This window comes from Rhodobacteraceae bacterium M385, assembly GCA_025141835.1.
In the GTDB taxonomy this organism is placed as follows: Bacteria; Pseudomonadota; Alphaproteobacteria; order Rhodobacterales; family Rhodobacteraceae; genus Gymnodinialimonas.
The window spans coordinates 2,018,735-2,040,398 of record CP081102.1 but is presented as its reverse complement, the minus strand read 5'-3'; the positions used below and the strand labels follow the sequence as shown (position 1 = coordinate 2,040,398).

At 60.0% G+C, this 21,664-nt stretch carries 25 protein-coding genes and 1 other RNA gene; 9 read left to right on the top strand and 17 right to left on the bottom strand.

Going from position 1 to position 21,664, the window contains the following annotated elements; all coding sequences use genetic code 11:
* Window positions 1–18 precede the first annotated feature (18 nt).
* The 5 genes from K3728_10005 to K3728_09985 form a co-directional block, all read right to left on the bottom strand.
* Window positions 19–246 carry a ribbon-helix-helix domain-containing protein gene (locus K3728_10005; GenBank protein UWQ94078.1) on the bottom strand — a complete coding sequence of 76 codons (228 nt, stop codon included), beginning with the start codon at window positions 244–246 and terminating at the stop codon, window positions 19–21.
* Complete coding sequence (locus tag K3728_10000) at window positions 239–421, bottom strand: DUF4169 family protein (GenBank protein ID UWQ94077.1); 183 nt, start codon at window positions 419–421, stop codon at window positions 239–241. Before K3728_10000 ends, K3728_10005 begins: the two co-directional genes overlap by 8 nt.
* A gap of 6 nt (window positions 422–427) precedes the next feature.
* On the bottom strand, window positions 428–1,816 hold the full coding sequence (fumC, locus tag K3728_09995) for a class II fumarate hydratase (protein ID UWQ94076.1): 1,389 nt from the start codon (window positions 1,814–1,816) through the stop codon (window positions 428–430).
* A gap of 68 nt (window positions 1,817–1,884) precedes the next feature.
* A complete protein-coding gene (locus K3728_09990; GenBank protein ID UWQ94075.1) occupies window positions 1,885–2,442 on the bottom strand; it encodes a methyltransferase domain-containing protein in 558 nt (185 codons plus the stop codon).
* A gap of 39 nt (window positions 2,443–2,481) precedes the next feature.
* The gene (locus K3728_09985; GenBank protein ID UWQ94074.1) at window positions 2,482–2,982 is read right to left on the bottom strand and encodes a hypothetical protein; all 501 of its coding nucleotides are present in this window, start codon (window positions 2,980–2,982) and stop codon (window positions 2,482–2,484) included.
* Window positions 2,983–3,280: 298 nt separating this feature from the next.
* Between K3728_09985 and K3728_09980 the strand changes: the two genes are divergently transcribed.
* On the top strand, window positions 3,281–4,870 hold the full coding sequence (locus K3728_09980; GenBank protein ID UWQ94073.1) for a Hint domain-containing protein: 1,590 nt from the start codon (window positions 3,281–3,283) through the stop codon (window positions 4,868–4,870).
* 117 nt (window positions 4,871–4,987) lie between these two features.
* On the opposite strand, the gene ssrA is transcribed toward K3728_09980, so the two are convergent.
* Window positions 4,988–5,357, bottom strand: a transfer-messenger RNA (tmRNA) gene (gene ssrA / locus K3728_09975).
* Between the two features lie 3 nt (window positions 5,358–5,360).
* On the bottom strand, window positions 5,361–5,960 hold the full coding sequence (locus K3728_09970) for a GntR family transcriptional regulator (GenBank protein ID UWQ94072.1): 600 nt from the start codon (window positions 5,958–5,960) through the stop codon (window positions 5,361–5,363).
* A 188-nt stretch (window positions 5,961–6,148) separates the two neighbouring features.
* Here K3728_09970 and K3728_09965 point away from each other — a divergent pair, with 188 nt between their 5' ends.
* A complete protein-coding gene (locus K3728_09965; protein UWQ94071.1) occupies window positions 6,149–6,622 on the top strand; it encodes a hypothetical protein in 474 nt (157 codons plus the stop codon).
* 395 nt (window positions 6,623–7,017) lie between these two features.
* Here K3728_09965 and K3728_09960 read toward each other — a convergent pair whose 3' ends face one another.
* Together K3728_09960 and K3728_09955 are read right to left on the bottom strand one after the other, a co-directional pair.
* Entirely contained in the window at window positions 7,018–8,052 is a 1,035-nt protein-coding gene (locus K3728_09960; GenBank protein ID UWQ94070.1) for an extracellular solute-binding protein, read from the bottom strand.
* Between the two features lie 142 nt (window positions 8,053–8,194).
* Window positions 8,195–8,932: a GntR family transcriptional regulator gene (locus tag K3728_09955; protein ID UWQ94069.1), complete on the bottom strand. Its 738-nt coding sequence runs from the start codon at window positions 8,930–8,932 to the stop codon at window positions 8,195–8,197.
* A gap of 259 nt (window positions 8,933–9,191) precedes the next feature.
* On the opposite strand from K3728_09955, the gene K3728_09950 reads away from it, so the two are divergent.
* The 3 genes from K3728_09950 to K3728_09940 are packed head-to-tail and all read left to right on the top strand — an operon-like array spanning window position 9,192 to window position 11,192.
* Window positions 9,192–9,956: a DUF2182 domain-containing protein gene (locus K3728_09950; GenBank protein UWQ97510.1), complete on the top strand. Its 765-nt coding sequence runs from the start codon at window positions 9,192–9,194 to the stop codon at window positions 9,954–9,956.
* 10 nt (window positions 9,957–9,966) lie between these two features.
* Window positions 9,967–10,683: a DUF1326 domain-containing protein gene (locus K3728_09945; protein UWQ94068.1), complete on the top strand. Its 717-nt coding sequence runs from the start codon at window positions 9,967–9,969 to the stop codon at window positions 10,681–10,683.
* A gap of 23 nt (window positions 10,684–10,706) precedes the next feature.
* Window positions 10,707–11,192 (top strand): damage-inducible protein DinB, encoded by a 486-nt coding sequence (locus tag K3728_09940; protein UWQ97509.1) that lies wholly within the window; start codon window positions 10,707–10,709, stop codon window positions 11,190–11,192.
* Here the strand turns inward: K3728_09940 and K3728_09935 are convergent.
* A complete protein-coding gene (locus tag K3728_09935) occupies window positions 11,189–11,653 on the bottom strand; it encodes a hypothetical protein (protein ID UWQ94067.1) in 465 nt (154 codons plus the stop codon). The two genes, K3728_09940 and K3728_09935, sit on opposite strands and share 4 nt — an antisense overlap.
* Window positions 11,654–11,728: 75 nt before the next feature.
* On the opposite strand from K3728_09935, the gene K3728_09930 reads away from it, so the two are divergent.
* Both K3728_09930 and acuI read left to right on the top strand, forming a co-directional pair.
* Window positions 11,729–12,832, top strand: coding sequence for a dimethylsulfoniopropionate demethylase (locus tag K3728_09930; protein UWQ94066.1), 1,104 nt, complete (start codon window positions 11,729–11,731; stop codon window positions 12,830–12,832).
* Between the two features lie 51 nt (window positions 12,833–12,883).
* Window positions 12,884–13,876, top strand: a complete 993-nt coding sequence (gene acuI / locus K3728_09925; GenBank protein UWQ94065.1) for an acryloyl-CoA reductase — start codon at window positions 12,884–12,886, stop codon at window positions 13,874–13,876.
* A 9-nt stretch (window positions 13,877–13,885) separates the two neighbouring features.
* On the opposite strand, the gene K3728_09920 is transcribed toward acuI, so the two are convergent.
* Window positions 13,886–14,344, bottom strand: coding sequence for an Lrp/AsnC family transcriptional regulator (locus tag K3728_09920; protein UWQ94064.1), 459 nt, complete (start codon window positions 14,342–14,344; stop codon window positions 13,886–13,888).
* A 117-nt stretch (window positions 14,345–14,461) separates the two neighbouring features.
* Here K3728_09920 and K3728_09915 point away from each other — a divergent pair, with 117 nt between their 5' ends.
* Together K3728_09915 and K3728_09910 are read left to right on the top strand one after the other, a co-directional pair.
* Complete coding sequence (locus tag K3728_09915; protein ID UWQ94063.1) at window positions 14,462–14,668, top strand: hypothetical protein; 207 nt, start codon at window positions 14,462–14,464, stop codon at window positions 14,666–14,668.
* Window positions 14,669–15,454, top strand: a complete 786-nt coding sequence (locus K3728_09910) for a class II glutamine amidotransferase (GenBank protein UWQ94062.1) — start codon at window positions 14,669–14,671, stop codon at window positions 15,452–15,454.
* On the opposite strand, the gene K3728_09905 is transcribed toward K3728_09910, so the two are convergent.
* The 6 genes from K3728_09905 to K3728_09880 form a co-directional block, all read right to left on the bottom strand.
* The gene (locus K3728_09905) at window positions 15,451–16,206 is read right to left on the bottom strand and encodes an SDR family oxidoreductase (GenBank protein UWQ94061.1); all 756 of its coding nucleotides are present in this window, start codon (window positions 16,204–16,206) and stop codon (window positions 15,451–15,453) included. The genes K3728_09910 and K3728_09905 overlap by 4 nt on opposite strands.
* A gap of 13 nt (window positions 16,207–16,219) precedes the next feature.
* On the bottom strand, window positions 16,220–16,609 hold the full coding sequence (locus K3728_09900; protein ID UWQ94060.1) for a hypothetical protein: 390 nt from the start codon (window positions 16,607–16,609) through the stop codon (window positions 16,220–16,222).
* A 118-nt stretch (window positions 16,610–16,727) separates the two neighbouring features.
* Complete coding sequence (locus K3728_09895) at window positions 16,728–17,942, bottom strand: NADP-dependent isocitrate dehydrogenase (GenBank protein UWQ94059.1); 1,215 nt, start codon at window positions 17,940–17,942, stop codon at window positions 16,728–16,730.
* Window positions 17,943–18,147: 205 nt separating this feature from the next.
* Window positions 18,148–20,343, bottom strand: a complete 2,196-nt coding sequence (locus K3728_09890; GenBank protein ID UWQ94058.1) for an NADP-dependent isocitrate dehydrogenase — start codon at window positions 20,341–20,343, stop codon at window positions 18,148–18,150.
* 266 nt (window positions 20,344–20,609) lie between these two features.
* Window positions 20,610–20,843: a hypothetical protein gene (locus K3728_09885; GenBank protein UWQ94057.1), complete on the bottom strand. Its 234-nt coding sequence runs from the start codon at window positions 20,841–20,843 to the stop codon at window positions 20,610–20,612.
* 4 nt (window positions 20,844–20,847) lie between these two features.
* Entirely contained in the window at window positions 20,848–21,501 is a 654-nt protein-coding gene (locus tag K3728_09880; protein UWQ94056.1) for an alpha/beta hydrolase, read from the bottom strand.
* Window positions 21,502–21,664 lie beyond the last annotated feature (163 nt).

Here is a 21,664-nt window from a genome sequence, read left to right as displayed (position 1 = left end):
GCCGAGCTTAACAGTGACTTAAGGCAGCTCAGATTTTGCAGCCTTCAGCACATAGACACGAATGGCCGAGGCCAGACCCGCACTGACGCCGCGGGCCGCATCAATTTCAGCCACCAGCGCGTTGACCGATAGCCCCCGGTCCGTCGCAATCGCTTGCAATTCGATCCAGAAGGCATCCTCGAGCGACACCGACGTGCGATGCCCTTGCAGGGTGAGGGAACGTTTGCGGGGGCGGGCGTCAATCATCGTCGCGGACATGCCCCTCAAGCCGCTTTTCGGCCAAGGCCTTACGCGCGGCTTCCAGATCACGCTCGGCCCTTGTGCGGCCATGCTTCACGGCATTCTCGTCCGCGCTTCGCTTGGCCGCATCGCGTGCGCGATCCTTGCGCACGCGATTAAGGTTGATGGGCTTGTCCGCCATGGCTGCTTACTTCGGGCCGATCATCTGCTCGGGGCGGACGACCTTGTCGAAGGTTTCTTCATCCACGAAGCCCAAGGCGATGGCCTCTTGCTTGAGGGTGGTGCCGTTTTTGTGGGCGGTCTTGGCAACTGTGGTGGCGTTGTCGTAGCCGATGGTCGGTGCCAGCGCCGTCACCAGCATGAGCGACTCGTTCATGATCTTCTCGATCCGCACAACGTCTGCCTTGATCCCAGCGACGCAATTGTCGGTGAAGGCCACGCAGGCATCGCCCACAAGTTGCATGGATTGCAGGACGTTGTAGGCCATCATCGGCTTGTAGACGTTCAGCTCAAAATGGCCTTGCGATCCGGCGAAACCAACGGCCGCGTCGTTGCCGATGACATGGGCGCAGACCTGGGTCATGGCCTCGCACTGGGTGGGGTTCACTTTGCCGGGCATGATGGAGGAGCCGGGCTCATTTTCCGGCAACATCAATTCACCCAAGCCGCAGCGCGGGCCAGAGCCGAGCAGGCGGATGTCGTTGGCGATCTTGAAGAGCGCGGCGGCGGTGGTTTTCATCGCGCCCGACATGGCGACCATCGCGTCGTGGGCGGCGAGCGCCTCGAACTTGTTGGGGGCGGTGACAAACGGCAAACCGGTGATCCGCGCCATGTTGGCGGCAACTTCCTCACCCCATCCGACCGGAGTGTTGAGGCCGGTGCCTACGGCGGTGCCGCCTTGGGCCAGCTCGTAAATATCACCAAGGGCCGTTTCCACCCGTTCAATCGACTTGGCGACCTGATGGGCGTAGCCGCCGAATTCCTGCGCCAGCGTCAGGGGCGTGGCGTCCATCGTGTGGGTGCGCCCGATCTTGATGATGCCGTCAAACTCGGCCACTTTCTCTACCAGACAGGCATGCAGCTTGCGCAGGCCGGGCAGGGTCACGTCCCGCGCCGTCATAGCGGTCGCGATATGCATTGCGGTGGGGAAGGTGTCGTTGGAGGACTGCCCCATATTGCAGTGATCGTTGGGGTGAACGGGATCTTTCGATCCGATCACACCGCCCAGAATTTCAATCGCGCGGTTCGCGATCACTTCATTGGAGTTCATGTTGGATTGCGTGCCAGAGCCCGTCTGCCACACGACCAGCGGGAAGTTATCGTCCAGCTTGCCGTCGATCACCTCTTGCGCGGCCTCAAGCATCGCGTCGCCGATGCCGTCCAGTTTCCCACGGGCGATGTTCGCCTCAGCACAGGCGCGTTTGATCACGCCAAGGGCGCGGACAACGGCCACGGGCTGCTTTTCCCACCCAATCGGGAAGTTCATGATCGAACGCTGCGTTTGAGCGCCCCAATACTTGTCAGAGGGAACCTCTAACGGGCCAAAGCTGTCGGTCTCGGTGCGGGTGGTGGTCATGGGCATGTCTCCGGTATGCATTTGTATGCCGTTTAGCCGCGCCGCTGCGTCAGAGCAATGCGACAGCTTTACGTTTGAGAAAAACGATACACGCGCGCGGGGGGCATGTTCCACCAAATCTTGTGGCTCTTGCGCCATGTCAGGCCCAATTCATCGCGCACCGTTTTGGTGACGGGGGGCTTGGGGCCATAGGTGAACTGAACATAGTCGCCGCCCGGGGCGACCAGCGTGGTAAACCCGCTTAATATATCGCGTTGCAATTGCGTGGGCATCGACAACAGCGGCAGGCCTGACACGACCGCCTGCACACCACTCAGGGGCAGGGTGCCGCAATCGCCCGCGCTCATCTGATGGACGCTCAAGCCGGGAAACCGAGACCGGAGGCGGTCACAGAAGTCAGGGTTCATCTCAATCGAATGGCAGTCTTTGGGCGCGATCCCGGCATCCAGAATGGCCTTTGTGATATTGCCCGTGCCTGCGCCCAGTTCCACAACGGGGCCTTTGGCGGGGTCAAGCTCCCGCGCCATTTCTTCGCAGAGCCCGCGCGAGGAGGGGGCAAGGGCCACAATCTGGTGGGGCCGCCGCAGCAATTGCCCCATGAAGAGCGCGAAATCACTGGAGGCCATGGGGCGGTCATCCTTGAAAGCCGGAGGGCAAGGGGTGGTTTATTGATTGCGCCGGAAGGTATCGAGGCTGACAACCTCTGCTTCTTGCGCAGGGCTATCGGTGCCGTCGCCCGGCTCATCACCGGAATCGTCAGGGCCACCGAAGGGCGGTGTCGGATCATCGCCACCGTCTTCATCATCGGATTGCTCGAACCGCCAGCCAAATTCCACCGAGGGGTCAACGAAGGTCGCAATGGCATCGAAGGGGATCTCCAACCGCTCCGGCGCGTCACCAAAGTTGAGCGTGATGGCAAAACCGTCTTGCTCAACGACCAGATTATCGTACCAGTTCTGGATTACGATCATCATCTCTTCGGGGTATCTTTCGTGCAGCCAATCGGCCAGCTCCACATCGGGGTGGCGGGTGTCGAAGGTAATGAAAAAGTGGTGCTCTCCAGGCAGGCCATCGCTGGCAACGCGGTTCAAAACCTCTCGGATCACGCCGCAGACGGCCTCATGCATAAGGCGGCCATAGGGGATGGAAGGAGAGGTATCGGACATTACGTATTCGCCATATCGTTTGAGCAGACACTGGCATTGTAGAAGATTCGCCAGCGGATGTAAGGCGCGGTTTGGTGGACCGGTGCTACGGCCGTTTTAGGTGCCGAGCATCCCAAGCAATGGGGCAAAGGCCCGAAAACTGCCTGAGAATTACGCAAGAGCGGCTGCAAGGCCGCCCGCAAACGCAATCTTGATGCGAGATAAATTGCTTTCCCCTTTCTTAACAGATAATCAATATTTATCGTTTTAAAACAGTTACTTTTTCCATATCGGAAACAATCGCCACTGGGGGTGCGCTATGGTTTCTTCTACCGATACACAGACAGGGTCCGACTCCGGCACTATTAACGGGATCGACGTGGGCCTGACCGCGACGCTTCCTGCCTATGCCACCGACAGCTTTGAAGTGGGTGCAGACATCACGACAGGTGCTTCGACGCAAGACATCAACGTGGCTTTGGTGATTGATACGTCAGGCTCCACCGCGAACAGCTCTGGCTCTGACGTGGATGGTGACGGCGTAAACGACACCTTCCTAGAGGCCGAGAAACTGGCCGCCAAACAGGTGTTCCAATCGCTGATGGATGCGGGCTACGACCCCGAAAACGTGACCATCACGCTGATTGAATACAACAGCAACGGCAACACCCTTGGCAATTTCAACCTGAACGAGCAGGGCGCGTTTGACGCGGCCGTCGATAGCCTGACGGCGGGCGGCGGTACCAACTTTGAACAGGGGCTGGACGAGGTCGTGGACGAATGGCGGGCTACCACAACCGATGGCAACGCCGACGACAGCCCTGAAAGCGAAGTCACGGCGAACGACAACAACCTTGTGTTGTTCCTGTCTGACGGGCGCTCGAACTCGGGCAACCCCAACAGCGAAGTGAGTGAGCTGGAAAACGAGTTTGACGCCGATATCACCGCGATCGGCATCGGCTCGGGCGCGGTCCTGACGCAGTTGAATGCCCTCGACAACACGGGCGGGGCCGACAAGATCACCGACCTTACGCAGCTAGAGGCGCTGATTACCGCGCCGCCGCCGCTGCCGGAACTGGAGTATGTGGAAATCGTGGTAAATGGCGTGGTGCTGGAAACCATCCCCGCCGATGATCCGCGTATCGTCGAAACGCCCTTGGGCCTGCGCATCGACTGCGCTGAGGTGACGGGATATCCCTATAATGTGGGGGACTCGTTGGATGTTGAGGTCCGCGCGGTCTTCGAACCCACAGGCGAGGCGCTGAGCGTTAGCGGTTTTGCCGTGCCGCTGTTTGTTTGCTTCACCCGTGGCACCCAGATTCTGACCCCAGCCGGGCAACGGGCGGTTGAACAGCTGAGCGTGGGCGACCGGATCGTCACCCGTGACCACGGCGTTCAGGCGATCCGCTGGATTGGGGCGACGCATCTGCCCGCCGCCGCGCTGGCCGTGCGCCCAGATTTGCGCCCGATCCGCATCAAGGCGGGCGCTTTGGGCCCGGATACCCCGGTGCGTGACCTGTGCTTGTCGCGTCAGCATCGGGTCTTGGTCCGCGATTGGCGGGCCGATCTGTTGTTCGGCAGCCCCGAAGGCGTTCTGACGCCCGCGTTTACGTTGGTGAACGACCAAGACATCCGCGTCGATGACGGCGGGGCCGAGGGGGTGGAATATTTCCACATCGCCTTTGACACCCACGAGGTGATCTATTCCGAAGGGTTGGAGACCGAGAGCTTCCACCCGGCCTCGGATACTGTCTCGGTCCTGAGCGAGCCTCAGCGCGACGAGCTATATGCGATTTTCCCTGAACTGGAAGAAGGCATCGCGGATATGCCCGCCGCCCGTGTGGGCCTGAAAGGCCGTGACGGTCACGCGCTGAACACGCGCCGCATTCGGATGACTGCTGCTGAGTGAATGGCGCATTCCACCAGAACCACAAGCGCCCTGCCGGCAACGGTGGGGCGTTTTGTGTTTTAGGTGCGTGCAAATCAGAGCCCGCTATCAAAGCGCGAAAAGATGTCGGGGAAAGGAAGTGCAGGCTTCTGTTGCCAGGTGCCTGCGAACCCCGCCTAACACGGCTAGGTGTTAGGGCTTAAAGTCGGCGACTAAGACAGCTTACGCTGCGATAGCCATTGCCGGAGCACGGTTGTCATTTGCAACTGTACGATGTGAACCGATAACGGTGGTATCTCACCGGGACAAAGCTAACCCCTTTAGACGTTCGTCGATCCTATTTCGACCCCATAGCCAACCCGCAAATGACGGGGCCCCAAGATTGGGATTTGGTGGAGTCGCCGGGTACCGCCCCCGGGTCCGATCCGCTTATTACGAGCGCGTTTATGTCCATAGTCCCCGAAGGAACAGGTAACACATAGGCGGCTGCGCCTCTGCGATCAAGGGGCGGTTAGGGCAGTTGGGCTTCCAAAAGCGCGCGCACGGTGCCGATCCGGGTGGCGTTGGCCATCCGCTCCATCACTTCGGGCAGGCGGCTGTCTTTGCCGTCTGCCGATTGCGCCGCCTCGGCCATCCGCCAGCGGAATAAACGCCACAGGGCCGCTTTTAACGCCTCGGCCAGAATGTCACTTGTCATCTCTTGGCTAATCACCGTCAGGGACGTGGCACGGATCTTATAATTGGTTTCAAGATCAATGGCATCGGTGTTGCTGACTTGGCGCTCCAGCGCGACGATATAGGCATTGGCTTCAACCGACAGCGGCTTGTCGCCTTCAATCTCAGCACCCACACGCAGCAGTGAAAAGGCAAGCTCGATGTCGAGGTCGCGGCGCGTTTCATCCAGCGGAGACACCACCGTGCCCACGCCCGAGCGTACTTCGACCAAGCGTTCATAGGCGAGACGCTGCAACGCCTGCCGCACGGGAGTGCGAGAGACGCTGAATTCCTCGGCAAGGGCTTGCTCGTGCAACACCGGACTAGCGGTGGGCGGCTCAAGGCAAATGCGCTTGCGCAGGGCATCAGCGATGGACGCGGCGTTATGTTTTGACAATTTTGCCATCCTTCGTGCGATTGCGTTGCGGCTGCATTCGGATAGGCGTATCTGTATACAGGTTCAAGAGAAAGCACCGAAAAATGTCAGATACCCAACCGTCGTCGCGTGCAGCGTCGGCTTCGAACGCGCCCCTGCAAGGTAGAATGCGGGCTGTGATCCCGCATCCTTTCGGAGGCAAAGTCGCCATGACGGGCTTTCCTGGCCTGGAAACAGGCTTTGACGGATCGGCGCTTTTCACCCCCGAGCAGTGCCGTGAAACGCTGATGGGGCTTTATGCCCAAGGCGCGCGAGACTTGTTTGTTATGGTGGAAAAAGACGAGCTGGACGAGGTCGGATTCCATCTTCTGGAAACCATCGCGTCAGAGGTGGGCATGTCGATCATCTATAACCCCATCCCCGATTATTCCGTGCCCTCTGACGCGTTGGCCGCGGCGTGGGCGGCACGACGCCCCGAGCGCGAGGCCCTTCTGCGCAGCGGCGGCACCATGGCCTTTAGCTGCCAATATGGGGCAGGGCGCAGTGGTTTAATGGCGTGCTGGACCTTGATGGAGGCGGGCCTTTCCGCTGAGCAGGCGATCGCCTTGGTGCGTAGCCATTTCTCGGAAGCGGTGGAAAGTGAGGCGCAAGAAGCTTGGCTGAACGCCCTAGTCACCGGCTAAACGCAAGATGTCGGGCCCAATGTAAAAGTTTACACGCGTAAATTTGCTGTTGTCATACACATCTACTCATGTATACATGTTCAAGAGAGGACGCGATGTGATGGAAGCGTGCCTGGAGAGATCCAGAATTCGCATCGCGCTCCGGCCCCTACAGTTGCTGCCAACTACCCGTGTCATGGTCGTAGCTGTAGGGGACACTCAATAAGTATCGAGTTTCAGTACTAGTGATTTAGGTTCCCGTGCTTTGCAGTTTACGAGTGAAGGTCTTGGGTTTTGATGCTGTTGGGGCGAAGCGACTAGGTTGCTCTCAAAACCGGCAATGACCTCAAACTAAAGGCGCCCCGTTCATTCCGGGGCGCCTTTTTTCGTTTTCGCTTGTTAGGGGTAAGGGGGCTTTAGAAGCCCGCCTTGATCCGCTCAAATGCTTCGGCTTGACGCTCGCGCTGTTCATTGGAAATCGGCAATTGCGCCAGAACCGGCACTGTCACTTCGCCCAGGCCTGCGGCTTCCATTGCTTCGGCACCCAAGGCTTGCAGCGCGGCGTCATTGGCCGAGCCAAACCCGTTCTCCAGCAATGGACCAGCAGAGCCGTCGGAGAGAAGGGCGTTCACATAATCATATGCCAAGCTCTCATCAGCGGTGCCTTCGACCATGTTCACATATCCGCAAAGCCATACAGAGGAGCCTTCCGTCGTGTTGCGCGAAAAGCCGACGTTGAAGCCTTCCTCGGCCATTGCCACTGGCACTTCGTTCCAGACCCAGGCGGCCAGAACTTCACCGGAGCCAACCAGCTGGCTGATCTCGGCGGGGTCCGTCCAATAGGTGCGCAGGTTGCCATGAATGCCACGAAGCCAAGCGGTGGCGGCGTCAAACTCGGCGTCGGTCACGTCGGACCAATCGGTGACGCCAGTGGCCAGATAGGCCAGCGCATAGGCGTCATCCACATTGTCGGGGATCGACAGGCGGCCCGCATAGGCAGGGTTGTTGAAGATCTCTAGCGAGGTGACATCGTCCGCCGACAACTCATCTGCATTGTAAGCCACGGCGGTAGAGCCATAATCCGTTGGCAGGAAGAACAGCTCCTCCGAACCTGCCAGAACGTCTTGGCCCACAAGGTCCGCGTTCAGCGTGGCGAAGGCGGCGATCTGGTCCGTATCCCAAGCCTCGATAATGCCAGAGGCCTGCCAACGGGGCACAGAGCCCGCACAGATGTGGGTCACATCGGATTGGAACCCGGCCAGAAGCCGTTGGAACGCTTCATCTTCATCCCCAAAGAAGACAAATTCCGGCGCGCCATGGGCGTCGATGAAAGGCTGGTGGAAAGACGGGTCTTCAAAGCCTGAATAGTCGAAGACTGTCAGGTCTTGGGCCATTGCAGGCAACGCAACCGCCAACGCGATTGCAGAGGTGAGAAGGGTGGTTTTTTTCATTTGGTAGACATCCCTGTTGAGACCTTGAGTGTAAGGTTGCCGTAAAGATTAGGGCCGAGGGCAGGCAACCTCAAGCGTTTGAACGCATCGCGCCGCACGATTTCAGGGAATAATCAGCATAACGCAGGGACGCGCGGGGGGCTTACTTGGCAGCGGTCTGGGCACGGGCGGCAAAGACCGATTGCGCAAGGGTTTTGGTGTAGCTTTCCAGCTTCGCCAAGGCCTCTGATACCGCAGTGCCATCGCGTGCTTCGGCCGCGTCGGCGATGCAGGTATGCAAGCGCACGATCTCCTCGCGGTTGCGAGCGGTAAAGGTGATCATATTCATCAACGGCTGCATCGCCTCTACCGCGCCAGCCAATTGGTAGGACATCACCGGGTTGTCGGCCCCGTCCACCAGGGCCCGGTGAAACGCCACGTCAGACGCGCAAAACGCCTCATCGCTCAGGCCCGGTTGCCCTTGGCGCAGGGTCTCCACCCGCATCGTGGCCAGATGATCGGCCGTGCGCCGTTTGGCGGAAAGATCGGCACAGGCCCGCTCCAACGCGAAACGCGCCTCGCATGCGGTGTCAAAAGCCACTTCGTTCATCCCCAACAACAGGGTCGATGTGGTGATATGTTGGCCATAGGCGTCCTCATAGGACAGGCGATTCACGAAAGCTCCGCCAAAGGCACCGCGCTGCGTTCGAATCAGCGATTGCGCCGCAAGCCGCTTCAGCGCCTCGCGCACCGTCGATCGAGATACCTCAAAGGTTTCAGACAGTTCCGCTTCGGATGGCAAACGTTCGTCCACGATCAACGCGCCCGAGATGATCGCATCCCGGATCGCCGTGGCAATCTGCGCCGATAGATCGGCTTTGCTGTTTGGATCGATTTTCATTTGTCAGACATTTAATTGTCTGACATCACATTGGGCAAGTAGATTCGCCGTGCTGCACCCAAATGCGTGTAAAGCGGCAACGAAGAAGCGGGAGAGTCTTCGCATGAGCCACACGATCAAATCAGCCCTCTGGCTTGGATTTTTCACGGTCATTTTGGTGTCTTGGGTCGTTTTGTACCAGATGAGCACGGGAATGGGCCTCGACCTGATCGGTCGCCCCGCGATGGATATGCCGATGACAGAGCCCGCCGCCGAGGACATGGGCGGCATGGATATGCCGGGCATGGAGGAGGGGGCCCCGCCCGCCGCAGGCGCACAAGAGGCACCCGCCGCAGGCGATATGGCGATGCCCATGCCGATGGAAGGCATGGATATGGCCGCTATGGACATGGGCAACATGGATATGTCGGCCATGACCCGCTTCGGCCCCTTGTTTGGCATGTGGTCGATCATGATGGCCGCGATGATGTTGCCCACCCTCGTGCCGACCCTGACAAACTATGACCGCCTGATCGCCTCTGCTGATGGCACGCGGGCCGGATGGCTTGGGGTGCTTGCTGGCTATTCCATCATTTGGATCGGGGTCGCCGCGCTGTTCGCTGTCACGCAGATTCTGCTGCTGCGTGCGGGGCTGATTGATATGATGGGCATCGCCTCCAACACATGGATCGCGGGCGGCCTGCTGATCGCCGTAGGCGCGTTTCAGTTCACCCGCGCGAAAGAGGTCTGCCACGGTGTTTGCCACGCCCCTATGACCTACTTCCTCGGCCATTGGAAAACCGGCTTCCGGGGCGGCATCCGCATGGGCATGGGCCTTGGCGTGTTCTGCGCAGGCTGCTGCTGGGGCTTTATGGCCTTGGGATTTGTCGGCGGCATGATGAGCCTTCTTTGGATGGGCCTCGCCACGCTTTTCATGGTCCTCGAGAAACTGCCCCAAATCGGGCATTATGTGACCAAGCCCCTTGGAGGGGCACTGATTATCGGCGGATTGGGCGTGCTCGTCTATCCGTTCATCGCTGGATAGGGAGACCACCATGAGCCTCAAGAAACGACCCGACGCCGACCGTCTTGCCGTCAGCCAACGCATAGATCAGCGGATGGATAACCCCAAACGCCGCAAGATCACGCCGCGCGATTGGGCCATCAAGGGCGAGTTGATCCTGAACTGCTCGTGCACCGTGTTCTGCCCCTGTGTGGTGTCGTTGGGCAAACACGAACCGACTGAGGGTGACTGCAAGGCATGGATGGGCATTGCCATTGATGAGGGCCATTTTGAGGGCGAAGACCTGTCCGGCCTCAACGTCGGTCTGATGGTCTATATCCCGGGCCGCATGGCGGACGGCGGCTGGCAGGTAGCGGCCTATGTGGATGATCGCGCCTCGGGCAAGGCTTACCAAGGGCTACTGGAGATTTTCTCGGGCGCGGCGGGTGGCACCACGGGGCTGTTCACGCTTCTGGTGTCCGACATCGTGAATGCGGAACGCGAGAAGGTGGAGATCACCCGGGATGGCAACAAACGCGGGCTGTTTGTGGGCAAGAAGATCCAGGGCGAAGTCGAGATGCTGGACGGCGCAAGCCCAGATCATCCGGTGATGATTACCAACTCCAAATACTGGATGGGCCCCGATATTATCGCCGCCAAGGGCCTCAAATCTCGTGTGCGTGACTTCGGCAAGATGTGGGATTTCTCTGGCAAATCCGCCGAGATTTGCCCGATTGACTGGTCCGGCTCTGCGGGCGGCAAGCGGTGATTACCCCCGACTACGCCCGCTATATGGCCCGATACAACGCTTGGCAAAACCAGTGGATGTATCAGGCTGCCGATGGCCTGACCGATGCGCAGCGCGAGCAGGACCAAGGCGGGTTTTGGGGCGGCATCCGCACGACCCTGTCGCATCTGATGTGGGGCGACACCCTTTGGATTTCGCGCTTTGATGGCGGGCCGGGGCCCGCCATGGGGCTGAATACCTCGCGCGCCTATGATTGGCCGACGCTAATGGCGCAGCGCCCGTTGCTCGATGCCCGTATTGCGGCATGGGCCTGGTCTACGGACGATGGCGATTTTGCGGGCGATTTCAGCTGGTTCTCGGACGCCATGCAGCGCGATTTCACCATGCCCAAAGCGGTTTGCGTCATGCAGTTATTCAACCATCAAACCCATCACCGAGGCCAGGTGCATCAGATGCTTACCAGCCTCGGCGTGAAAACCACGGACACCGACCTGCCGTTCATGCCGGATGAGGTGCCGGAATGGCTTTAGCGGGTCTGTGCCATGGCCGCGTAATCGCTGCGGCCGATGTAGTTGATATCCTCGAAGCCCCAGCTTGTGTCCTCGGGGCTATCAAGGGTCAGCACGATCGCCATGTAGCGCCCGTCCACGCCCGACCCAAGCGCAGCGGGGCCGTTCGCGCCCTCGATGGCGAAGGGCACGATGGCTTGGCCGCGCGCGTTGTAGCGGACCGGCAGGATCATCCCGTCCCAACCCAAGCCTGCGGCCCCTCGGGTGCCCTCAAACAGCTCTGCCTCGCTCTCAACACCATTGGCGATGGCATTGAAGAAATCGGCGTTGGTCTCGTTCGAAAACGGCGCGATGGCCTGCACATCTTGCTGCACAAAGCCATGCAAAATGGCCGAGGCGACGCGGTCCGCCCCGATGTCCTGGGCCGTGGCAATGGTGGTCGTAGCCAGCACCGCCAGCGCCGCGAATGTAAATCGTTTCATGGAAAAATCCTTTTGGTTGCTTCAGGCAACCCTAAGGCCACTTTCCCCCACACGCCAAGGTAAGGAGACCCTCACATGGCCCTGATCTCTCCGTCACGCCGTCTGCGTCGCACCCCGTTTTCTGATGGGGTCGAGGCCAGCGGCTGTAAAGCCTACACCGTCTATAACCGTATGCTCCTGCCCACGGTGTTCCGCTCGGTGGAAGAGGATTACCACCACCTGAAATCTGCCGTGCAGCTGTGGGACGTATCGGTTGAACGTCAGGTCGAAGTCCGCGGACCCGATGCGGGCCGCCTGATGCAAATGCTAACCCCGCGCGACTTGCGCGGGATGCTACCGGGGCAGTGCTACTACATGCCCGTGGTGGACGAGACAGGGGGGATGCTGAACGATCCGGTCCTGTTGAAGCTGGCTGAAGATCGCTGGTGGATCTCCATCGCGGACAGTGACCTTCTGTATTGGGTCAAGGGCGTGGCGCAGGGCTACCGTTTGGATGTTCTGGTGGATGAACCCGATGTTTCTCCGCTTGCGGTGCAGGGCCCTCAGGCGGATGCTCTGATGGCCCGTGTCTTTGGCGATTCCGTGCGGGATATCCGATTTTTCCGCTTTGGTTGGTTCGAGTTTCAGGGCCACGACATGGTTGTCGCGCGGTCGGGCTACTCCAAGCAGGGCGGGTTCGAGATTTACGTTGAGGGCTGGGATATCGGGATGCCCCTATGGAACGCGCTGATGGAGGCGGGGCGTGATCTGGATGTTCACGCCGGATGCCCCAACGGGATTGAGCGGGTCGAAGGGGGCTTGCTTAGCTTCGGCAACGACATGACCGATGACAACACCCCCCACGAATGCGGCCTCGGCAAGTTTTGCAACACCGCTACTGCGGTGGGCTGTGTCGGCCGCGACGCGTTGTTACGTGTGGCGAAAGAGGGGCCGGTGCAGCAAATCCGCCCCATCGCCATTGATACCGATGCCCTCCCATCTTGTGACCGGGTTTGGCCGCTGATGGCTGGAAAGAAGCGCGTGGGGCAGGTGACCTCTGCCGCCTATAGCCCGGATTTTCAGGAAGGCGTGGCGATTGGCATGGTTCGGATGACCCATTGGGACGCAGGGACGCAGTTACATGTTCAGACCCCAGAGGGCTTGATGTCAGCCGAAGTGCGCGACGGTTTTTGGATTTGATTGCAAGCACCTAGCGGGTGAACTTAAAGTGATACATAAGGGAGTGACGCAATGACGTTCAACGCTTTGATCGTAGAAAAGAATGATGAGGGCAAGACGAGCGCCTCGGTCCAAGCCATCACGGAAGATCGGCTGCCCGAAGGCAATGTGACGGTTGCGGTGGAGTATTCCACCCTCAACTACAAGGACGGCCTTTGTGTGGGCCCCGGTGGCGGTCTCGTGCGCAATTACCCCCACGTGCCGGGCATCGACTTAAGCGGCACCGTGGAAGCCTCTGACGACGCGCGTTATTCTGTCGGCGACAAGGTCGTGCTGACCGGTTGGCGCGTGGGCGAGATGCACTGGGGCGGCTACGCCCAAAAGGCCCGCGTGAATGCCGATTGGCTCGTGCCCCTGCCGGATGGCCTGACGACCCGTCAGGCAATGGCGGTGGGGACCGCCGGTTTCACCGCGATGCTGGCCGTGATGGCACTTGAAGATCACGGCCTAAGCACTGGAAATGGTGAAGTTTTGGTGACGGGTGCTGCCGGTGGGGTGGGCTCTGTCGCCACAGCGATCCTTGCGGCCCGCGGACACGAGGTTGCGGCGGTCACCGGGCGGCCCGAGACGGGGGAATACCTGAAATCCCTTGGTGCCACCCGCATCGTTGCCCGAGAGGAGCTGAACGAGACCACCAAACGCCCACTGGAGGCCGAAACATGGGCCGGTTGCGTGGATGCCGTGGGGGGCGACATGCTGGCGCGGCTCCTGGGGCAGATGAAATATGGTGCCTCGGTTTCTGCCGTGGGTCTGGCGGGCGGCGCGGGGCTTCCGGCGACGGTGATCCCGTTCCTTCTGCGCGGTGTGAACCTTCTGGGCATCGACTCGGTCATGCAGCCCTATGAAAACCGTGTTCGCGCGTGGGAAGCGATCGCCAAAGACCTGCCGATGGACAAGCTGGAAGCGATGGTGGAACCCGCAACGCTGGCCGACCTGCCAGAGCTTGGCCGCGCCATCCTGAAAGGCGGCGTTCGCGGCCGTGTGGTGGTGGACGTAAATGCGTGAGCGGCAGGGTTACAGGGGGAGGGCGCTGCCCTCCTTCAACTCTTCCATCACGAAGCTGGCCGAGACATCTCCCATTTCAACGCGCGCGATAAGACGTTGATATAAATTGTCATAATCGGCCATGTCCGCAACGCGCGCGCGAATAAGATAGTCCAAATCCCCGGTCATGCGGTAGACGCCCAAGATCTCGGGCATGGCGCGTACGGCGCGGCGGAATTGATCCAGCCAATCAGCAGAATGATGCGCTGCGCGGACCTGAATAAACACCATCAGCCCAAGGCCCACAGCGGCAGGGTCCACCACGGCGACGCGGCCCGTCAGAACGCCCCGATCCTCCAGCGCCTTCACCCGCCGCCACACAGCGTTGCGCGACAGGCCGACGTGCTGGCCGAGCTCCTCTAGCGGTTCATCGCAGCGCTGTTGCAAACGGGCGAGGATCTTCGCGTCCATTGGGTCAAGATTTGTCATATCTCCAATATAGTGGGAACTATTCCACAAGTCACCGACAACTTGCCGGATATTTGGGAGCTATGCACGCGGGCCCTGAGGCATTCTGCTAAAAACACTCACCAACAGGAGCAGACCATGATCCGCCGCGTATTCCTCGACCATCCCGCAGACGTTGACGAAAGCTATCTTGAGCATATGGCTTTCGCCGGAAAGTTCAGCGTTAAACTATTTGCCGCCGCCGGTGCTGCCGCGGTCCACGCGCTGATCCCTTGCCTGTTTGAAAAGACCGCCAGCAAGTTGATTGCCGAAATGTACGCCAAAACTCACAACCGGGGCGCGTGAATGTGTCGTTGGGCCGCCTATCTGGGCGAAGCGATCTATCTTGAAGAATTGTTAAGCAGTCCCGGTCATTCTCTGATTGATCAAAGCCGCGCCGCGACGGAATGCAAAACGGCGATCAATGCCGATGGGTTTGGCGTGGCGTGGTATGGGGACCGGGCGGAGCCGGGGCTTTACCGGGATGTTTTTCCGGCCTGGTCGGACCCGAACCTTGCATCCTTGGCGCATACGGTCAAAAGCGGCGCGTTTCTGGCCCATGTGCGGGCCTCTACTGGGGCGGCGACCAGCCGCAACAACTGCCACCCCTTTACCCATGGCCGGTGGAGCTTCATGCACAACGGCCAGATCGGCGGCTTCGACCGTTTCCGCAGGCACGCGGATATGGGCGTTTCAGATCGGCTGTATGCGCAGCGGAAAGGGGCCACGGACAGCGAGTTGCTGTTCCTCTATGCGCTGGAGGGCGGGTTGGACACGGACCCTATGGGCGCGATGCTTGCCGCGCACCGCACCCTGGAGGAGATGTCGCTGGCCCAAGGCACCACACCGCACCTGCGCAGTTCTGCCGCGTGGAGCGATGGGGAAAGGCTGTTCGCCCTGCGCTTGTCGTCCGACCACATCGCGCCCTCGGTCTATTACCGCTGGAGCAAGAGCCGCAACGGGTGGGCTGTGGTGTCGGAGCCGCTGGAAGTCGGGCAGGGCGGATGGACCGAACTGCCCTCCGGACACGGCGCGGTGTTTGAGGGGGCATCGGTAGACATTCAGCCGCTGGAGATCCGTCAAGCGGCTTAGATAGAGCCCGCCTCGACCATGTAGTTATGGGCCGAACACATGGCCGCGTCGTCAGAGGCCAGGAACAAGGCCATGCGCACCACATAGACCGGGTCTATCGGGTCCGGCAGGCATTGGCGGTTGAGTTGCGATTGAAGCGCTTCTTCCGTCACCCACAGCTCTTTCTGGCGCTCGGTCATGATCCAGCCGGGAACGATGGTGTTCACCCTGATGCGGTGCCGCCCCAGATCGCGGGCCATGGTGCGGGTCAACCCATGGGCCGCGGATTTGGCCGTGGCATAGGCGGGGAAACCGCCGCCAGCCTCCCACCACGAATTGGACCCCATGTTGATGATCGAGCCTTTGCCCGCCGCGACCATCGCAGGGGCCACGGCTTGGATAGCGAAGAACTGGTGGCGCAGGTTGGTGGCTTGGCGGTCGTCCCAATACTCGGGCGTGACCTCGTCCCATTTGTGGCGGTCGTCGCGGGCAGCGTTGTTGACCAGAACTTCCGCCGGGCCGTTTACCTCTACCAGTTTGGCGAAGGCGGCCCGCAAGGCATCAATGTCGCGCAGATCGCACGCCGCAAAGGTCGCGCCTGTCTCTGCCGCAATGGCCGCGCCTGCGGCTTCGTCCAGATCCACAAACCCTACCTTCGCGCCCTGTTCCGCAAAGGCGCGGACCATGCCCGCGCCAATGCCCGACGCGCCGCCCGTGATAATGACAGAGGCGCCGTTGAGGCTGGGGTAGGTGGCGAATTGAGGTGAGGTCATGGAAGGCTCCGGATTAGGCTGAGGGTGGGCGTGCGTCGTAGCTCACTTGGATCGTCACACCGCCGCTGTTGTCGCGATAGCTGTCGTTGATGAAGAACGTCAAGATGCGCCATCGGTCCAGTTCAAAACAAACGGACGCGGGGTTTTGCACCGCTTGTTCCGGCGTCGGCCATTGGGCCGAGTGCGCTTGCAAGACGGTCGATGAGGTGTCCGAGAAACCGTCGCTCATCACCGAAATACCGGTCTGCCATGTGCCTTTGTGCCCCGGTGTCCACGCCATGTAGTCGTCTGTGCCGCCTCTGACGGCGGTCAGCTCGTATAATCCGGCGGGGGCGCGCATCGTCACGAAGGGCGGATGGGTTGCGGTCGGGCTGGGGGACAAAATGACGTCGTAGGTTTGCACGGGAAATCCTTCAAGAAAATGAGGCCCCACTTGACCCGTACTACCGTCGCCCTGTCAAATCCTTCCACACATGCGAAGACCGCCGGGTTTGGCGGTCTTCGGGGTCGTGTTCGCTTGATTAACCCGCGAGGGCCTTGTTCAGGTTTTCGTCAATCTTCTCAAGGAAGCCCATGGTTGTCAGCCAGCTTTGGTCCGGCCCCACCAGCAGCGCAAGGTCTTTGGTCATGTGCCCGGCCTCTACCGTCTCCACGATTACCCGCTCCAACGTTTCGGCGAATTCCAGCAGCTTGGCGTTGTCGTCCAGCTTGGCGCGGTGCTTCAGCCCGCCGGTCCACGCGTAAATCGAGGCGATCGAGTTCGTAGACGTGGCCTTGCCTTCCTGATGGTTGCGGAAGTGGCGCGTGACGGTGCCGTGGGCAGCCTCGGACTCCACGATCTTGCCATCGGGTGTCATCAACTGCGACGCCATCATGCCGAGCGATCCGAAGCCCTGCGCCACCACGTCGGACTGCACATCGCCGTCATAGTTCTTGCAGGCCCACACGAAACCGCCGTTCCACTTGATCGCGCAAGCAACCATATCGTCGATCAGGCGGTGTTCGTACCAGATGCCTTTTTCTTCGAACGCCTCTTTGAATTCATTATCAAAGACCTCTTGGAAGATCTCCAGGAAGCGGCCATCGTATTGTTTCAAAATGGTATTTTTGGTGGACAGATACACGGGCCAGCCAAGGTTAAGGCCGTAGTTCAGGGACGCCCGCGCGAAATCGTAAATGGATTTATCGACGTTATACATCGACATGAAGACGCCCGCGCTGTCGGCCTTATAGACCTCATGTTCAATCTCGGTGCCGTCTTCGCCGACGAATTTCATCGTCAACGTACCGGCGCCGGGGAACTTCATATCCGTGGCTTTATATTGGTCACCAAAGGCATGGCGGCCCACCACAATCGGCTTCGTCCAGCCGGGCACAAGGCGGGGGACGTTTTTGCAGATGATCGGCTGGCGGAAAATCACACCGCCCAGAATGTTGCGGATCGTCCCGTTGGGCGAGCGCCACATTTTCTTCAGACCGAATTCTTCGACCCGAGCTTCATCTGGCGTGATCGTGGCGCATTTGACCGCAACGCCGACTTCTTTGGTCTTTTCGGCGGCATCAATGGTGATTTGGTCATCGGTGGCATCGCGGTTCTCGATGCTAAGATCGTAATAGAGCAGATCAATGTCGAGGTAGGGCAGGATCAGCTTGTCCTTGATGAACTGCCAGATGATGCGGGTCATTTCATCGCCGTCCATCTCAACGATGGGATTATCAACTTTGATCTTGGTCATGGAGCCATGTCCTTCGGAGGAGGGTCTGTTGAGATGCTTAGAACAACCGAGCCGCGCGGAATCAAGGCCGCAGGCTACTGCGTCGCATCTTGGGCACAGGAGAAGGCGTGTCCGCCCTATTCAGGCGCATCTTTGGCGGCAAAGTCTTGCCAAATGCTTAAAGCGGCATCGCCGAGCATAGGCCCGGCGATGCGCGTTGGTGCGTTTAGTCGATGATCGCGTTCAGCGTCGCAGAGGGACGCATGACAGCGGCCAGTTTGACCGGGTCATTCAGGTAGTAGCCGCCGGTATCGGCCTCGGCCCCTTCGGTTGCGTCCAGTTCCGCGATGATCGCGGCTTCACCATCGGCCAATGCCTTGGCGATGGGTGCGAATTCTGCGGCCATCTCGGCGTCGGTGGTTTGGGCGGCCAGCGCCTCGGCCCAGTAGCGGGCGAACCAATAGTGGCTGTCGCGGTTGTCGGGCTGGCCGACCTTGCGACCGGGAGAGCGGTTGTCATCCAAGATACCTTGGGTCGCCGCATCAACGGCGTCGCCCAGAACCCGCGCTTTGGCGTTGCCCTTGGCGTCGGCAAGGAAGTTGAAAGACTCTCCCAGGGCGCAGAACTCACCCAAGCTGTCCCACCGCAGGTGGCCTTCGCCGTGGAGCTGCTGGACGTGCTTAGGCGCAGAGCCGCCCGCGCCGGTTTCAAACAAACCGCCGCCCTGCATCAGCTTCACGATCGACAGCATCTTGGCAGATGTCGCCAGCTCGAGGATCGGGAACAGGTCGGTCAGGTAATCGCGCAACACGTTGCCGGTGATGGCGATGGTGTTTTCACCTTTGGTGATGGTTTCCAGCGAGGCGCGCGTGGCTTCGCGTGGGGCCATGATCTCAAATTTATCAGCTACACCAGCGGCTTCCAGCAGGGGCTTCACGTATTGGATCAACTGCGCGTCATGGGCGCGGTTGGCATCCAGCCAGAAGATGGAACGGAACCCGGTGGCTTTCTGACGGGCAATCGCCAACGCAACCCAGTCTTCAATGGGAGCTTTGCGCGCCGAGGCAGAGCGCCAAATATCGCCCGCCTGAACGTCGTGGGAATGCAGCACCGTGCCGTCACCGGCGATCATCTTCACCGTGCCGGCCTCAGCAATTTCAAACGTGGTGGGGTGAGAGCCGTATTCCTCGGCTTTTTGCGCCATCAGGCCAAGGTTTTGCACTGTGCCCGCAGTCGCCGGGTTCAGCGCGCCGCTTTCTTTGAAGAAAGCGATGCTCTCGTCATAGACGGGGGCGTAGGAATTGTCGGGAATGACGCAAACGGCGTCGTCCTCTTGCCCGTCTGGGCCCCAACCCTTGCCGCCAGCGCGGATCAGCGCAGGCATGGAGGCGTCGATGATCACGTCAGAGGAGACGTGAAGGTTGGTGATACCCTTGTCGCTATCGACCATATACATCGGCGGACGGTCGGCCATGCAGGCGTCAATCGCGGCCATGATCGCGGCGTCGTCTTTTACACGCGCCAGCAGGTCACCGAGGCCTTGGTTCGGGTTCACACCCAGTTCGGTCATCTTGTCACCGTGGGCCTCAAAAACCGGTGCCAGAAATGCGCGGACCGCGTGGCCGAAGATGATCGGGTCCGAGACCTTCATCATCGTCGCCTTCATGTGCAGCGAGAACAACACACCCTCGGCCTTGGTCTTTTCGATCTCGTCGGCCAGGAAGGCATCAAGCGCGCTCGCGCTCATGTAGGTTGCGTCCAGCACGGTGCCCGCAGGGTAGGACAGGCCATCCTTCAGCACGGTTTCGCCATTGGCGGTTTCCAGAACGATCTTGGCGGTCGTGTCAGCCTTCAACGTCACTGACGTCTCGTTAGAGAAGAAGTCACCGCCCGACATGGAAGCCACGCGGGTCTTGCTGTCGGCGCTCCAGTCGCCCATGCGGTGGGGGTTGTTCTGGGCGTAGTTCTTGACAGCGGTCGCGGCGCGACGGTCCGAGTTGCCTTCGCGCAAAACCGGGTTCACGGCGGAACCTTTAATCCCGTCATAACGGGCGCGGATCTCTTTTTCTGCATCCGTTTCAGGGGCTTCTGGGTAGTCGGGGATGTTAAATCCCTTTCCCTGAAGCTCGGTCACGGCGGCCACAAGCTGCGGCACAGAGGCCGAGATGTTGGGCAGCTTCACGACGTTGGCCGAAGCGGTTTTCACCAATTCACCCAAGGCGGCCAGATCATCAGGGATGCGCTGATCGTCGGTCAGGTTTTCAGGGAAGGTCGCAAGAATGCGGCCCGCAAGGCTGATATCCTTGGTGCCAACGGTGATATCCGCCGCTTTGGCGAAACGCTGAATGATTGGAAGCAGCGAGGCCGAGGCCAGCTCCGGCGCTTCGTCAACTTTGGTGTAGATGATGTCAGGAGTTGTCATGGAACGGCCCTCTGCGCGTGTTTGTGTGTTGGGGTCCGTGTAGCGGAACAACGCGCAATGGGGAAGGGCGTATACCGTGGTATACTGGCGACGCGGTGTCGCGGGAGAGGCGTGATATCACGAAATGGAATGACGGCAACGGCGGGTGGGCGGCGCCACATTAAGGAAATCGAAAGGTGGCCGCGCGCCGCGGGTTTGCAACTTTGCAAAGCGGAGACAGGGCTTGATATTCGTAGGAAAAGGGGCGGACGCCCCAGCGGCGGGCGCTACTGGCCCGAAAGCGCGGCCTCGGCCGCCGTGATCTTCGCCTCAAGAATTTTGCGGGCCCGGGCCTCGGCTTGGATCACGCGCACGGCGGTGCGGTAGAGTTCTTCGGTGGTAGGAGACGACGCGCCAACGACCTGCGCGATGGTTTCCGGCAGCGTTTCATCATCCAAGGCAATCGCCGCCGCGCAGGCGTCGATTGCAAGTTTCTCGGCAAGGTCGTTGGCAAGGCCCATAGAATTACCGTGTGTTTTCCGTCAGGCGGCGACGCACGTAGGTTTGCACGCTTTCGATCATCGGATCCATGTAGGGATCTTCAAAGAAGTGGCCCGCGCCTTCCATTTCCTCGTGGGTAATGGTGATGCCCTTCTGTTCGTGCAGCTTGTCCACAAGGATGCGGGTATCTTGCGGTTTCGCAACGCGGTCCGCCGTGCCGTTAATCATCAGGCCCGAGGCCGGGCAGGGAGCAAGGAACGAGAAGTCGTACATGTTGGCGGGCGGAGATACCGAGATAAAGCCGGTGATCTCGGGGCGGCGCATCAGCAGTTGCATCCCGATCCATGCGCCAAAGGAAAAGCCCGCAACCCAGCAGTGCTTGGAGTTGGGGTTCATGGATTGCAGATAATCCAGCGCCGAGGCGGCATCGGACAACTCGCCAATGCCCTGATCATATTCGCCTTGGGACCGGCCAACGCCACGGAAGTTGAAGCGCAGAACCGTGAAGCCCATCTGATGATAGGCATAATGTAGGTTATACACGACACGGTTATTCATCGTGCCACCGAACTGCGGGTGCGGGTGCAGGATGATCGCAATGGGCGCGTCTTTTGCCTTTTGCGGGTGGTAGCGACCTTCTAGCCGGCCTTCTGGTCCGGGGAAAATTACCTCGGGCATCCACGTCTCCTACTCGTATCGTGTGCTCGTGGGGGGAATTGCGCGGTTTTCTTGACGGGCCGCGCGGGCCTCCCTAGAACGATTCCAATGTGAGCGCGGCGGCTTAGCCGCGCAAAGGTTGCATCGCAGTTAAGGGCGGGGCGCGAAAAGGTCAATCATTCAA

What these genes read in the sequence shown, in the direction of transcription:
- K3728_09960 (UWQ94070.1), bottom strand. Translation starts at nt 8,052, where the DNA reads ATGAAAAAAACCACCCTTCTCACCTCTGCAATCGCGTTGGCGGTTGCG.
- K3728_09895 (UWQ94059.1), bottom strand. Translation starts at nt 17,942, where the DNA reads ATGACCAAGATCAAAGTTGATAATCCCATCGTTGAGATGGACGGCGAT.
- K3728_09910 (UWQ94062.1), top strand. Translation starts at nt 14,669, where the DNA reads ATGTGTCGTTGGGCCGCCTATCTGGGCGAAGCGATCTATCTTGAAGAA.
- K3728_09955 (UWQ94069.1), bottom strand. Translation starts at nt 8,932, where the DNA reads ATGAAAATCGATCCAAACAGCAAAGCCGATCTATCGGCGCAGATTGCC.
- K3728_09915 (UWQ94063.1), top strand. Translation starts at nt 14,462, where the DNA reads ATGATCCGCCGCGTATTCCTCGACCATCCCGCAGACGTTGACGAAAGC.
- K3728_10000 (UWQ94077.1), bottom strand. Translation starts at nt 421, where the DNA reads ATGGCGGACAAGCCCATCAACCTTAATCGCGTGCGCAAGGATCGCGCA.
- K3728_09885 (UWQ94057.1), bottom strand. Translation starts at nt 20,843, where the DNA reads ATGGGCCTTGCCAACGACCTTGCCGAGAAACTTGCAATCGACGCCTGC.
- K3728_09950 (UWQ97510.1), top strand. Translation starts at nt 9,192, where the DNA reads ATGGGCGGCATGGATATGCCGGGCATGGAGGAGGGGGCCCCGCCCGCC.
- fumC (UWQ94076.1), bottom strand. Translation starts at nt 1,816, where the DNA reads ATGACCACCACCCGCACCGAGACCGACAGCTTTGGCCCGTTAGAGGTT.
- K3728_09890 (UWQ94058.1), bottom strand. Translation starts at nt 20,343, where the DNA reads ATGACAACTCCTGACATCATCTACACCAAAGTTGACGAAGCGCCGGAG.
- K3728_09905 (UWQ94061.1), bottom strand. Translation starts at nt 16,206, where the DNA reads ATGACCTCACCTCAATTCGCCACCTACCCCAGCCTCAACGGCGCCTCT.
- K3728_09930 (UWQ94066.1), top strand. Translation starts at nt 11,729, where the DNA reads ATGGCCCTGATCTCTCCGTCACGCCGTCTGCGTCGCACCCCGTTTTCT.
- K3728_09945 (UWQ94068.1), top strand. Translation starts at nt 9,967, where the DNA reads ATGAGCCTCAAGAAACGACCCGACGCCGACCGTCTTGCCGTCAGCCAA.
- K3728_09980 (UWQ94073.1), top strand. Translation starts at nt 3,281, where the DNA reads ATGGTTTCTTCTACCGATACACAGACAGGGTCCGACTCCGGCACTATT.
- K3728_09990 (UWQ94075.1), bottom strand. Translation starts at nt 2,442, where the DNA reads ATGGCCTCCAGTGATTTCGCGCTCTTCATGGGGCAATTGCTGCGGCGG.
- K3728_09985 (UWQ94074.1), bottom strand. Translation starts at nt 2,982, where the DNA reads ATGTCCGATACCTCTCCTTCCATCCCCTATGGCCGCCTTATGCATGAG.
- K3728_09940 (UWQ97509.1), top strand. Translation starts at nt 10,707, where the DNA reads ATGGCCCGATACAACGCTTGGCAAAACCAGTGGATGTATCAGGCTGCC.
- K3728_09880 (UWQ94056.1), bottom strand. Translation starts at nt 21,501, where the DNA reads ATGCCCGAGGTAATTTTCCCCGGACCAGAAGGCCGGCTAGAAGGTCGC.
- K3728_10005 (UWQ94078.1), bottom strand. Translation starts at nt 246, where the DNA reads ATGATTGACGCCCGCCCCCGCAAACGTTCCCTCACCCTGCAAGGGCAT.
- K3728_09935 (UWQ94067.1), bottom strand. Translation starts at nt 11,653, where the DNA reads ATGAAACGATTTACATTCGCGGCGCTGGCGGTGCTGGCTACGACCACC.
- acuI (UWQ94065.1), top strand. Translation starts at nt 12,884, where the DNA reads ATGACGTTCAACGCTTTGATCGTAGAAAAGAATGATGAGGGCAAGACG.
- K3728_09920 (UWQ94064.1), bottom strand. Translation starts at nt 14,344, where the DNA reads ATGACAAATCTTGACCCAATGGACGCGAAGATCCTCGCCCGTTTGCAA.
- K3728_09965 (UWQ94071.1), top strand. Translation starts at nt 6,149, where the DNA reads ATGACGGGCTTTCCTGGCCTGGAAACAGGCTTTGACGGATCGGCGCTT.